This is a genomic window from Nocardioides sp. (assembly GCF_044226305.1).
Lineage (GTDB): Bacteria > Actinomycetota > Actinomycetes > Propionibacteriales > Nocardioidaceae > Nocardioides.
In genome coordinates this window covers 242366-254553 of sequence record NZ_JBGAHF010000001.1, presented here as the reverse complement: position 1 = coordinate 254553, position 12188 = coordinate 242366, and the positions used below count along the sequence as shown (strand labels likewise).

Genomic DNA, 12188 nt, shown 5'->3' with positions numbered 1-12188 from the left:
GCACGGCGTCCACCCCCCTAGGGTGGTCGCCGTGACCGACCAGCCCGCCGCGCCGTACGCCGGTGCGCGGGTGACCGCGGTCGTCGTCACCTTCAACCGGCTCACCCTGCTCCAGAGCCTGCTCGAGCGGCTCGAGCAGGTCCCCGAGCTCGCCGAGGTGCTCGTGCTCGACAACGCCTCGACCGACGGCACGGGGGAGTGGCTCGCGGGCCTGGCGGACCGCGACCCCGGGACCGAGCACCCCGGAGCGGCCGCGGTCCTGGGCCGGACGCTGGCCGAGAACGGCGGCGGGGCCGGCGGGTTCCACGACGGGCTCGCCTGGGCGGTGGAGCGCGGGGCGGACCTGGTGTGGCTCATGGACGACGACGGGCTGCCCGACCGCGACTGCCTGGCGCGGCTGCTGGCCGAGCCGGACCTGGACTTCTGGGGGCCGCTGGTCGTCGACGAGTCCGACCCCGAGCGACTGGTGTTCCCGATCCGGCTGCCCGGCGGCACCCGGGTCGTCCACCGGCTCGCCGACGTCCGCGCCGCCGCGAGCGGCGACCGGATCGACGGCATCGTCATCCCGTTCAACGGGGTCCTCGTCACCCGGGAGCTGGTCGAGCGGATCGGCCTGCCCCGTGCCGAGTACTTCATCTGGGGCGACGACCACGAGTACCGCCTCCGGGCGGAGGCCGCCGGCGCCCGGATCGCGACGGTCGTGACGGCGCAGGTCCGGCATCCCGCCGTCGGCAGCCTGGGGACGCCCATGATGCTCGGTCGCACGACGTACAACCACAGCCCCAGCGACCTCAAGCACTACTGCATGGCCCGTAACAACCTGCTCAACCAGCGCGAGTACCGAGGCTGGCCGCACGCGCTGGCGTTCGTCGTGAAGACGCTGTGGTTCTACACCTTCACCCGGCCCTCGGCGCACCGGATCGGCCTCAGCCTCCGGGCGATGTGGGCCGGCCTGCGCGGCGACTTCTCCGGCCACCGGAGGTTCCTGAGGTGAGGGCCGAGACCGTGGCCGTCGTCGTCGTCACCTACAACCGCGCCGACCTGCTGGAGCGGATGCTCGTGGGCCTCGCGGCGCTCGACCGGCTGCCGGACACGGTGATCGTCGTCGACAACGCCAGCAGCGACCGCACGCCGGAGGTGCTGGCGGCCGCCACCAACCCGGGTCTCGACGTCGTCCGCCCCGCCGAGAACCTCGGTGGCGCGGGTGGCTTCCACCTCGGCGTCCGCACGGCGCACGAGCGCGGCTTCGACCGGATCTGGCTGATGGACGACGACGTCGTGCCGGCGCCCGACTGCCTGAGCGTGCTGATGGCCCAGGACGAGGCCTGCCTGATGGCGGTCCGCGAGGACACCGCCGGCCGCCTCGTGGAGAAGGCCGCGACCCGCTTCGACCTGCGGAACCCGTTCGCGATCCGCCCGAAGACGGCGATGGTGGAGACGGTCTACGGGACGCGTGAGCGGATGCCGGCCCGGGTCGAGCTCGAGAACGTCGCCTTCGAGGGCTTCATGGTGCGCCGCGAGGTCGTGGACGCGATCGGGCTGCCCGACCCGTCGTTCTTCATCTTCTACGACGACGTCGACTACGCCCTGCGGGCCCGCCGGGCCGGCTTCCGGATCTGGGCGGTCCGCGACGCCGTCCTGGTCCGCCAGCTCGACTTCGACCAGCAGCACGACCTCAGCGGCTGGAAGGGCTACTACATGTACCGGAACCTGTTCGTCGTGCACCTGCGCTACGGACAGAACGCGCTGGTGCGCGCGAAGCCGGGCCTGGTGACGGCTGCGGTCGTGGCGCTGAGCCCGGTGCGCGGCGGGCGGGCGGAGGCGCGCAACGTGATCCGCGCCATGCGCGACGCGCGGGCGATGCGGGCCGGTCCTCGTCGGTCCGTAGACTGACCGACCGTGTCTGCTCCTTCCCACGGTCATCCCCAGCTCGTCGTCGTCGGCTCCGGCTTCTTCGGGCTCACCATCGCCGAGCGCTGCGCGACCGAACTCGGCCTGCGCGTGCTCGTCCTCGAGCGGCGTCACCACCTCGGCGGGAACGCCTACAGCGAGAAGGACCCGGCCACGGGCATCGAGGTCCACAAGTACGGCGCCCACCTCTTCCACACCTCGAACGAGCGCGTGTGGGAGTACGTGAACCGGTTCACCTCGTTCACCGACTACAAGCACCGGGTCTTCGGCAAGTACCAGGGCCAGGTCTACTCGCTGCCGATGAACCTGGGGCTGATCAACCAGTTCTTCGGGCGGTCGCACACCCCCGACGAGGCCCGCGCGCTGATCGCCGAGCAGGCCAGCGAGATCCGCACCGAGGACGCGACGAACCTCGAGGAGAAGGCGATCAGCCTGATCGGACGCCCGCTCTACGAGGCGTTCATCAAGGGCTACACCGCCAAGCAGTGGCAGACCGACCCGACCAAGCTGAGCGCGGACATCATCACCCGGCTGCCGGTGCGCTACACCTTCGAGAACCGGTGGTTCAGCGACACCCACGAGGGCCTGCCCGTCGACGGGTACACGGCCTGGCTGACCCGGATGGCCGACCACCCGAACATCGAGGTCCGCCTGGAGACCGACTTCTTCGACGTCGCCGACGAGCTCAAGGGGACGGTCCCGATCGTCTACACCGGCCCGGTCGACGAGTACTTCGGTCACAGCGAGGGCCGCCTGTCGTGGCGCACCGTCGACCTCGAGGAGTCGGTCGAGGACGTCGACGACTTCCAGGGCACCGGCGTCGTCAACTACAACGACCAGGACGTGCCGTTCACCCGGATCATCGAGTTCCAGCACTTCCACCCCGAGCGGACCCACCTCCCGGGGAAGACGGTCATCGTCCACGAGTACTCGCGGTTCGCGGAGGACGACGACGAGCCGTACTACCCGATCAACACCGCGGAGGACCGCGAGAAGCTGCTGCGCTACCGCGAGCTGGCCAAGAAGGAGCCGATGGTGCTCTTCGGTGGTCGCCTCGGGACCTACCAGTACCTCGACATGCACATGGCGATCGGGTCGGCGCTGTCGATGTTCGACAACAAGCTCAAGCCCTACTTCCAGGACGACACGAGCCTCGACAGCGGCCTGTGACCCGCTGCGGCGTCACGCCCTGACCTCAGGCCGCAGGCGTCAGGTCCCGGACGGTCAGGGGAGCGGCTCGGTGATCGTGGCGTCGGCGACGACCGCGGGGTGGTCGGTGGTCCGCTGGACCAGCCCGTCCTGGTAGCGGAGGTACTGGTCGAAGTCGATGTCGGTCGTGCCGAAGATCCAGTCGATGCCGGCTCCCGGGGGCGGCGAGCAGCCACCACCGACGCTGCCGCCGTTGGCGGCCCCGATGTCGCCGCCCGACGTCACCATGCAGAACGCCTCGCTGCGCTCGTTGAAGTCGCCGAGGAGCAGGACCGGGTTGCCGCCCTGCGCCAGCGACCGGACCATCGCGATCTCACGCCTCGTCGCCTCGGCGCGGGAGGCGGCGTTGTTGCCGCGCTGGGCGTTGCTCGTCGGGTTGTGGATGCTGATGAAGGAGACCTCGCGCCCGGTCTCCCGGTGGCGGAGGGTCACCCACGGCATCGGCGCCGGGTTGCCGTGGAAGTAGGGGATGGTGCCGGTCCCGCCGGTGACGTACTCCCACACGTCGGTGCGGTAGGCGATCGAGTCGTGGCCGCGCTCGGAGCCGGTGAACACGTCCCAGGCGGGGGCGAGCCGCTGGAACGCCGCCCGCTGCGGGACCTCGAACTCCTGGAGGCCGACGACGTCGACCTGCTGGGTCGCGAGGATGCTGATCAGGCCACGGGTGCGGACCTCGCTGGGGGCGAACCGGGGCTTGTTGCCGCCAGGCCGGGTGTGCGAGTCGCCGAGCGCGTTGATCGAGGCCACCCGGAACGTGGTCGTCGGGGGCGGGGCCTGGCGCTCGCGGCGCTGGGCCCGCTTCTCGGCGCGGGCGGCGAGCTGGGCGAGACCGCCACGCTGGTCCTCGGTCCGGGCGGGCTCGTCGCGCTTCAGCGCCGGCGGCGCCACCACGACCTTCTGGATGGCCGGGGGAGCCTCGAGTGCCGCGGGAGCGGCCGTGCCCGGCCCGTCCCAGCCCTGGGTGGCGGCCACGGCGGCGCCACCGGTCAGCACGACGGCCACGGTCAGGGCGCCGACCGCCCGTGACCGGGCGGCTCGGGACCACCGACGGTCCGGGCGCAGGCGGTGCTGACTCATGGCCAGGACACCTCCGTTGACGCTGGTCGCGCGGTGGCTCCGGGGAGCCGAGGGACAGGGGAAGACGGGTGCGCCCAGGATACCCAGGATCCGCCGCTGGCACTCCTCGGGGCGTCCGCCCCGCCCAGGTCGCCCGGCGCCGCCACCCCCGACCCGCCGAGAGGGCGACCGCGAACAGGGATCCACGGGTACCGGCAGGTACCCTGAAAACCGCTCACTCGCCCTTTCTTCCTCGAGGACCCATGCGCAAGCTTCCCGCACTCGCGGCGTTCACCCTGTTCCTGATGCTGATCCCGCTGGCGGTCGCCTCCAGCGCCTCCAGCGCGACCAGCGGCGCGCCGACCCGGGTGGTGCCGGCGCGCGCGACGGCACCGTCGGCACCGGTGGCTCCCGGCACGGCGGTGTTCAACACGCCCCGCCCGTTCTCGAAGACGTACGCCGGGAACTTCGCCATCGTCAGCAAGGTCGACCGGGCGATCAACGGGGTGCCGCGCCACAAGCGGACCAGCAAGAAGCCGCAGCCGGTCATCCACATCACGACGTTCCTCATGGACCACTCGCGATCGGTGACGGACCTCATCAACGCCTGCCGACGTGGCGTGGCGGTGCGCGTGATCATCGACCAGGACATCGACAACCACAACTCGCGTCGCCTGATCTCGGCCCTGAACGGTGACAACGTCCGCGACCACAACAAGGACGGGAAGCCGGACCACAAGCCCCGTCGAGGGCCGTGCAACCGGCCGTTGAAGCCGCACGGCGGTCACGGCGGCCACCGGACCGGCCGGACCGTCCCGGGCAACCCGCTCCTCACCATGAAGCAGACGGCGCGCAGCGTCGACGCCCAGCTGGGCGACTCCGTCACCTGGGGCAAGGACGGGAGCTACGTCAAGCGGTGCGTGCCGAGCTGCCGCTCGGGCCAGGGCAACATGCACATGAAGATCTACCTCTTCTCCCAGACCGGCGGCGCCCACGACGTCGTCATGGTCAGCTCGTCGAACATCAACCGCGGCGGCGCCAAGCTCGGCTGGAACGACATGTACATCTTCCGCGGCCGGGAGGCGAGCTACGACCGGTACGTCCAGGAGCACCTCGCGATGACCTACGGCAAGCGAGCGCCACGCGAGGGCATCCACTTCACCGACGGGCCCTACACGACCCGCTTCTTCCCGATCGCCGGGGCCGGGATCAAGAAGGACCCGGTGATGCACGACCTCAACAAGATCAAGTGCCACAGCCGGGCGCTGGGACCCACCCAGATCCACATCTCGATGTTCTACTGGAAGGGCGCTCGCGGCAACTACATCGCCACCAAGCTGCTCAACATGGCGCATGCGGGCTGCCAGATCAGCATCATCTACGGTGCCCCGTCCCGGCAGATCGCCGAGCGGCTGCGCACCGCCGCCGCGAACCACGTGATCAACCTGTACGACAGCCGGTGGGACTTCAACGAGGACGGCTGGAACGAGGTCCGCACCCACAGCAAGTTCGTCCTCGTGCGCGGCAGCTACCGGGGCTTCGACAAGAAGTGGGTCGTCATGACCGGCTCGCCCAACTGGGTCCACGGGTCCCTCTCCAAGGGCGACGAGTCGACGCTGAACATCGAGCTCAAGAGCGCCTACGACGCCTACCTGCGGAACTGGATCAAGATCCGGGACCACTCGCGGCGGCTGCCCTACACGCGGCCCAGCACCCTGCCGTGACAGGTCCGTCGACCGGCGACGACCCCCGTCGCGTCTTCCTGCACGTCGGGAGTCCCAAGACCGGGACGACGTTCCTGCAGCAGGTGCTCTGGTCGCAGCGTGACCGCGTCGAGCAGCAGGGCGTCCGGCTGCCCCTCGGCAGCTTCGACGACCACTACCTCGCGACGCTCGACCTCCGGGGCCTCGCCCGGCCGCCGCACCCTCCGCGGGCCCGGGGCATGTGGATGCGGATGGTCGAGGAGGTCGAGGGCTGGCCGCGCACCAGCCTGGTCTCGCACGAGCTCTTCGCCGCCGCCGACCGTGACCAGGTGCGGCGGGCGATCTCGTCGTTCCGGCCGGACACCGAGGTGCACGTGGTCCTGACCGCGCGGGACCTCCTCCGGCAGGTCTCGGCCGAGTGGCAGGAGCACGTCAAGCACCGCTCGACGCTGCCCTTCGACGAGTTCGTCGCCGGGGTGCGCACCGAGGCGGCGACGCGGACCGGGTGGTTCTGGCGGGTGCAGGACTACGTCGGGATCCTGGACCGGTGGGGCTCCGGGCTGCCGCCGTCGCAGGTCCACGTCGTGACCGTGCCCCCCGTCGGTGCCCCGCCCGGACTCCTGTGGGAGAGGTTCGCCGGTCTGCTCGGCCTCGACGCCGGCGCCTTCGACACCGCCGTCCCGCGCTCCAACACGTCGTTGGGGCTCGAGCAGGTCGAGCTGCTGCGGCGGGTGAACGTCGCGCTCGGCGACCGGTTGCCGATGCCGGGGCCCTACCCGGTCGTGGTCAAGGGGATCTTGGCCCACCAGGTGCTGGCCGCCCGCCCGGGCAGCCCGCTGCGCCTGGCTCCCGAGGACGTCGCGTTCGCCGCCGAGGAGTCCCGCAGGCTCGCGGACGGCATGGCCGAGGCGGGGGTGGACGTGGTCGGCTCTCTCGACGACCTGGTGGTCGGCGACGACACCGTCCGGGCCGCGGCGACCGGCGAGGGCTACCAGGCCGTCCCCGAGGCCGATCTCCTCGAGGAGAGCGTGCTGGCCCTGGCCGACCTGCTCGTCGACGTCTCCGAGACCTCCCAGCGCACCCGCCCGGCGATCGAGCGGGGCGAGGCCCTACGGGCGCACCCGGTCCGCGCCGCCCTCAACGAGCTCGCCGACCAGCACGGCTCCCTGGGCCGGGCCCGGCAGGTCGCGCGCCGGGTCCGCCGGCGCCGCTGAACGCTCACCGACCGCCGTCCCCGCGTCGACCGCGCCGGGTCGGTCGTGAGGTCTGAGTGACAAGTGAGCCTCGTGTGACTAAGATCGCATCCTCCGCAGCCGGTCTCGAACCGTCGTCGTCCGCCCGACCGGCTGGATCCCGTCACGAGGAGGACACGTGGCCCGCTCGGGTTCGCCAGTCGCGCGCGGCGCGGTCGCCGTGGGCGCCGCCGTGCTGGCCGCGTGCCTGGCGGCGACCGGGACCACGGCCGCCGCGGGCGCCGGGAGCAGCACGGGGCCGGACGAGCCGGTGACGACCCCGCTGCGGATCATCACCTACAACACCGACGCGCAGCTGGAGCCGGAGGCCGCGCTGCACGACCTCGCCGTGATCATGCGACGGGACCCCGACATCATCACGCTCCAGGAGATGGCCAGCCCGGCGAAGCGGGCGGCCGTCCGGGCGACCTACGTCGACTGCGACGGGTGCGTCTGGGGCACCAACATGCCCGGCCCGCCGGTGCCGGGGGAGACCCCGATCCTCTACCGCGCCGACCGCTTCGAGCTGAAGGCGTCGGGCTCGGTTCAGGTGACCGAGCCGACGTACGTGGGTCCGGCCGGAGCCGGACCGTCGACGATCAACGCGAAGTACGTGAACTGGGTCCGCCTCCTCGACCGCGAGAGCGGACGCCCCGTCTACGTGCTGAACAACCACGCGGTGCCGAGCGTGCAGGGCAGGAGCGGCGGCCCGAACCGCCACTTCCCGAAGCGCCTGGAGATCTTCCGGACCCACATGGACGGCCTGCAGGACCTCGTCCGCGGCATCACCGAGAACCACTGGGGACTGGTGTTCGTGACCGGGGACCTCAACGTCAACTTCCGCCGGGACGAGGTCCTCGCGCCGGCCATGTTCCCGTACCGCAAGCTCGGCGACGTGGGGCTGCAGGCGAGCTACGAAGCGCTGAGCGAGCCCACCATCGGGACCCACACGCTGCGCTCCGGCAACGACACCCGCCTGATCGACTACGTCTACTTCCTGCCGCGCAAGCCGCTGCAGCCCTCGGGGCAACGGGTCATGCGCGGGCTGTCCTCCGACCACCGCCCGCTGCTGGTCGACTTCGACGTCAAGGTCTCCGGGACGGTCGGGGCGACCGGAGACTGACCACCTGTATCGTGGAGGACGCCGTCCAGCGCGCCGCGCCGGTACGTGACCACCCCGTCCTCCGCACCGAAGTGAGACCCCGTTGGGCAGAACGCCGCGTCGAGTCGTCCTCCATGTCGGGACGCCGAAGAGCGGAACGACGTTCCTGCAGCAGGTCCTGTGGGACAACCACGCCGCCTTGAGGTCCCAGGGCTTCCGCTGTGCCGGCCACCGTCAGGTGGACATGTTCCTCGCCGCCGTCGAGCTCCGCGAGTCCCACGAGTTCTGGGGGCACGACCCCGCCGACCTCGCGGGTCGGTGGACGGCCCTGTGCCGGCAGGCGCGCGACTTCGACGGCACCACGATCATGAGCCACGAGGTGTTGGCCGCGGCCACGCCCGAGCAGGTGGACCGCGCGTACGCCGAGCTCGACGGTCTCGAGGTGCACCTGGTGCTGACCGCGCGCGACCTCGCCCGGCAGGCGACGTCGGAGTGGCAGGAGCGGGTCAAGAACGGCAGCACCCGCTCGTTCGCCAAGTTCGAGAGGCGCCTGGTCCGGCAGATGGACAAGGGCGTGTACGACAAGGGGTTCTGGCGCAACCAGGACCCGGTCGGGATCCTCGACCGGTGGGTGCGCGACCTGCCGGCCGACCGCGTGCACGTGGTGGTCGCCCCAGCGTCGTCCGCCGACCCGACCCTGCTCTGGCGCCGGTTCGCCGAGGCCCTCGACCTCGATGCCGGGGCGATCGACGCCACCGCGCCCCGGAAGGCGGCCAACGCCAGCCTCGGGGTCGCGCAGGTCCAGGTGCTCCGCAGCGTGAACCAGGCGCTCGCGGGCCGGATCCGGCACCCGCAGTACGGCCGCGTGGTGAAGACCCAGTTCGCCGAGGGGCTGCTGTCCGCGCAGTCCTCGCCCCGGCCGCAGTGCCCGCCCGAGCTGATCGAGCGGCTCCGCTCCCTGGCCGAGGACCGCAACGACACGCTCCGGCAGCGGGGCTACGCCGTCCACGGCGACCTGGCCGAGCTGGTGCCGCGCGTGCCCGACGGTCCGTACCGTTCGCCCGACGACGTCGCCCGCCAGGCCGAGCGGGCGGCGTACGCGGAGGCGATCGCCGCGCTGCTCGTCGAGCGCGCGGCACGACCGAAGCTCGTCCCGGCCGTCACCGAGGGAGCCGCGCGCGGCGGGAAGCGGATGCACCGGCTGGGCCGGATCGTGGACGACTTCCGGAGCCGCCGCGGCTGACGCCCGCCGGCGTCGCGAGCAGCTCAGGGGTGCTGGTCCGGGACGCCGTCCGGCTGGTCGCTCCAGGCCGCCACGATGCGACACACGTGGGGGTCCTCGTCCTCGAAGGGCGCGAGGCCGGTCCCGGACTCGCGGTGCACCACCCTGCCGCGGGCCGATTCGATGAGCGCGGCCACGTCGTCGGGGTCGAGGAAGACCCGCTTCTGGTTGGGGAAGTGCTTGGGGCGCCCCGCGTCCTGCACGGTCCGGAACTCCAGGAACAGGTAGCCGGCCGAGCGCAGCGACATGGACGCCAGTCGCACGACGTTGGCGAGCCCGTCGGCGTCGAGGGTGTTGAGCAGGAACCGGCCGTAGAGGTCGACCGGGGGTTCGTGACGGCTCAGGCGCACCCCCAGCGACAGCACGTGCCGGGTGTCGTTGAGGTTGACCAGCTCCCGGTGCAGCCGCTTGCCGGGCTTGCGGCCGTGCCGCATCGCGCTGCCGGTGTAGTCGACGGCGAGCACCTCGGACCGGCCGTTCCTGACGAACCAGCGCGAGTCGCGCAGGTTGCCGGCGCCGAGGTCGACGAGCGGCCGCGTCGAGGGGTAGTGCTCGGCGACCCAGCGGGCGAAGGTGGTGGGCTTGGTGGGCAGCTTCCGGCCGGACCCGGCGTAGAAGGCGTCCCAGTACTTGCGGTTGGTGCGCAGGCCGCCGAACCAGCCGTTGAGGCGGCGTGAGAGCCAGAGCGGGGTCTCGTACTTGAAGGACGGGTCCGGCACCCGCCAGCCGGGGCCGTAGGTCAGCGCGAGCAGCTGCTCGTAGTCGGCGGGCGCGGGGAACGGGCGACCGTGCAGCTCGACGGTGGTCAGCGGGAGGATCTGCTCGGGCGGGATGTCGAACCCGGTGTCCTGCGGCATGTACAGCCGGTCGTCGACCCAGTGGGCGGCGAACACGTCGACGAAGCGGTGCGACCCGTCCTCGTGCTCGATCCGGACGTTGATCCGGCTGCCCGAGCCACGGCGCACGTGCCAGCCGTGCTCGCGCAGCACCCGCTCCACGTGGAACCCCTCGCGGACGACGTCGACCGGGTAGCGCTGGTCGCTGAGGTAGGCGACGTCGACGTCGTTGTCGTGACCGATGAGGCGGCCGTTGCGCACGGCACCCAGCAGGGTGCCGTAGCAGATGAACGACGGCAGCCCCGCCTCCTCGCGCAGCGTGGTGAGCAGCGCGTCGACCTGGCCGAGGAAGGCGTCCACCGAGTCCGGGTCCTCCGCGGAGAGCGGGCGGGTCAGGCGGCCGTACTTGTCCAGGATGAGGTGGTTGCCCTGCGAGTCGGTGACCTCGACCCGGCGGTCCTCGGCGCCTCGGAAGACGTGCCGGCCGGTGGCGACCACGACCTGGTCGGCGTGCTCGCGCAGGACGACCTCGGCGCGGCCGACGAGGTGGCGCCGGAGCGCCTTCGGCCAGGGCACGACGGCCTGCCCGCGGCGCTCCTCGGCGTCCCGGGCGGGCTGCAGCGACCACACGTGCCCGCCGTTCAGGAGGACGTCGTAGGTCAGCTCGGGGTCGACGTCGTCGGGCAGGTGCACGACGTCGTCGTCGACGACGAGGACGGGGGTGCCGGTGGCGGGCTCGCGGTCGCTCACGACGTGCTCCGGCGGCGTACCCGGCCCGCGAGGCGACGCAGCGGGTCCCGTCGCGCGCCGGCACCCCGGGAGCGCGCCTTCTCCCGCCACTTGTTCCGGTCGAGCGTCATCTCGCGCATGTCGCGGATCATCTGCTCGATCGCCCGGGCGGCCACCTGGACCATCTCCTCGTCGGTCACCCGGTCCGGGTGCGGCCCGTCCGTGGTCGGGCAGTCGACGGTCAGGTCCGCGAGGTCGCCGGCGACCGGGAAGCCGCCGCGCTCGATGGCCTCCACGGTCTCGACCGAACGCCGGCGCAGCTCGTCGACGTACTTCTCGCTCGGGTAGAACCGGGCGCCCTTCTGGGGGACGAGGACCTCGTGGCCGAAGTAGCGGCGGACCCAGCGGTGTCGCGTCGGGCCGTCGGTGAGGGGGCCGGACAGGTAGGGCTTGACCTGGCGGAGCAGGGCCGCCTGGGCGGCGCCGAGGGACTCGTTCGGGTAGGAGACCTCGAGGTCGAAGCGGCTGTCGTCGAGGCCGAGGGTGGCGGCCCACCGCTTCCAGAGGAGGTCGCGGGGGGATCCCGGCGGCGGCACCGTGATGACGTGGAGCCGGTCGGTGGGCACCAGCTGCGACCAGGTCTCCAGGATCGCGGGGACGTCCTGGGAGGACCAACCCCAGGCCCCACGTCGCTTCCCGGCGAAGGCCTCGTCCATGAACTGGTCGAAGCCGCCGTCGTAGCTCATCTTCAGCGCTTCCTGCCACAGCGCGGGGAACTGGAGGCAGAAGGCGCGGGCGGTCACGACCACGTGGACCTCGGCAGGCTGGAGGTCGTCGATGACCCGTCGGGCCTGCTCCGGGGTGGCCATGCAGAAGAACTCGTGCGACACCAGCCCGGTGCCGTCCCAGGCGCGCAGCTCCGCGAGGAGCTGGTCCCAGGCGCCGCCGGTGCCCTGCTGCTGGGCGCCGCGCACCTGCTGGAAGGCCTGGAAGTGGTCGAGGCGCTCCTTGCCCGGGTAGAGCACGCCCTGGCGCTTCAGCTGCGGCCGGTTGGCCCACATCGTGGTCTGGAGGAAGGTGGTGCCGCTCTTGGGCAGACCGATGTGCAGGAAGATCCTGCTCGCCACT

Annotated in this window: 10 protein-coding genes; 7 read left to right on the top strand and 3 right to left on the bottom strand. The window is 71.7% G+C overall.

Features of this window, described 5'->3' with window-relative positions; translation table 11 throughout:
• Window positions 1-31: 31 nt before the first annotated feature.
• The 3 genes from ACILQ5_RS01255 to glf are packed head-to-tail and all read left to right on the top strand — an operon-like array spanning window position 32 to window position 3081.
• A complete protein-coding gene (locus ACILQ5_RS01255; protein ID WP_395656146.1) occupies window positions 32-994 on the top strand; it encodes a glycosyltransferase family 2 protein in 963 nt (320 codons plus the stop codon).
• Window positions 991-1893 (top strand): glycosyltransferase family 2 protein, encoded by a 903-nt coding sequence (locus ACILQ5_RS01250; protein ID WP_395656145.1) that lies wholly within the window; start codon window positions 991-993, stop codon window positions 1891-1893. The genes ACILQ5_RS01255 and ACILQ5_RS01250 overlap by 4 nt, the downstream gene beginning before the upstream one ends.
• Window positions 1894-1899: 6 nt before the next feature.
• Window positions 1900-3081, top strand: a complete 1182-nt coding sequence (glf, locus tag ACILQ5_RS01245) for a UDP-galactopyranose mutase (protein WP_395656144.1) — start codon at window positions 1900-1902, stop codon at window positions 3079-3081.
• Window positions 3082-3135: 54 nt separating this feature from the next.
• Here glf and ACILQ5_RS01240 read toward each other — a convergent pair whose 3' ends face one another.
• Window positions 3136-4197: an endonuclease/exonuclease/phosphatase family protein gene (locus tag ACILQ5_RS01240; protein WP_395656143.1), complete on the bottom strand. Its 1062-nt coding sequence runs from the start codon at window positions 4195-4197 to the stop codon at window positions 3136-3138.
• A gap of 242 nt (window positions 4198-4439) precedes the next feature.
• Between ACILQ5_RS01240 and ACILQ5_RS01235 the strand changes: the two genes are divergently transcribed.
• From ACILQ5_RS01235 to ACILQ5_RS01220, 4 genes are all read left to right on the top strand, one after another.
• The gene (locus ACILQ5_RS01235; protein WP_395656142.1) at window positions 4440-5900 is read left to right on the top strand and encodes a phospholipase D-like domain-containing protein; all 1461 of its coding nucleotides are present in this window, start codon (window positions 4440-4442) and stop codon (window positions 5898-5900) included.
• Window positions 5897-7093 carry a hypothetical protein gene (locus ACILQ5_RS01230; protein WP_395656141.1) on the top strand — a complete coding sequence of 399 codons (1197 nt, stop codon included), beginning with the start codon at window positions 5897-5899 and terminating at the stop codon, window positions 7091-7093. The genes ACILQ5_RS01235 and ACILQ5_RS01230 overlap by 4 nt, the downstream gene beginning before the upstream one ends.
• Before the next feature lie 157 nt (window positions 7094-7250).
• Complete coding sequence (locus ACILQ5_RS01225) at window positions 7251-8234, top strand: endonuclease/exonuclease/phosphatase family protein (protein WP_395656140.1); 984 nt, start codon at window positions 7251-7253, stop codon at window positions 8232-8234.
• A gap of 223 nt (window positions 8235-8457) precedes the next feature.
• Complete coding sequence (locus ACILQ5_RS01220; RefSeq protein ID WP_395656139.1) at window positions 8458-9456, top strand: hypothetical protein; 999 nt, start codon at window positions 8458-8460, stop codon at window positions 9454-9456.
• Between the two features lie 23 nt (window positions 9457-9479).
• Here ACILQ5_RS01220 and ACILQ5_RS01215 read toward each other — a convergent pair whose 3' ends face one another.
• Together ACILQ5_RS01215 and ACILQ5_RS01210 are read right to left on the bottom strand one after the other, a co-directional pair.
• Window positions 9480-11081 carry a LicD family protein gene (locus tag ACILQ5_RS01215; RefSeq protein ID WP_395656138.1) on the bottom strand — a complete coding sequence of 534 codons (1602 nt, stop codon included), beginning with the start codon at window positions 11079-11081 and terminating at the stop codon, window positions 9480-9482.
• Window positions 11078-12187, bottom strand: coding sequence for a hypothetical protein (locus ACILQ5_RS01210; protein ID WP_395656137.1), 1110 nt, complete (start codon window positions 12185-12187; stop codon window positions 11078-11080). The genes ACILQ5_RS01215 and ACILQ5_RS01210 overlap by 4 nt, the downstream gene beginning before the upstream one ends.
• Window position 12188: the final 1 nt, after the last annotated feature.

What these genes read in the sequence shown, in the direction of transcription:
- ACILQ5_RS01235 (WP_395656142.1), top strand. Translation starts at nt 4,440, where the DNA reads ATGCGCAAGCTTCCCGCACTCGCGGCGTTCACCCTGTTCCTGATGCTG.
- ACILQ5_RS01220 (WP_395656139.1), top strand. Translation starts at nt 8,458, where the DNA reads ATGTTCCTCGCCGCCGTCGAGCTCCGCGAGTCCCACGAGTTCTGGGGG.
- ACILQ5_RS01240 (WP_395656143.1), bottom strand. Translation starts at nt 4,197, where the DNA reads ATGAGTCAGCACCGCCTGCGCCCGGACCGTCGGTGGTCCCGAGCCGCC.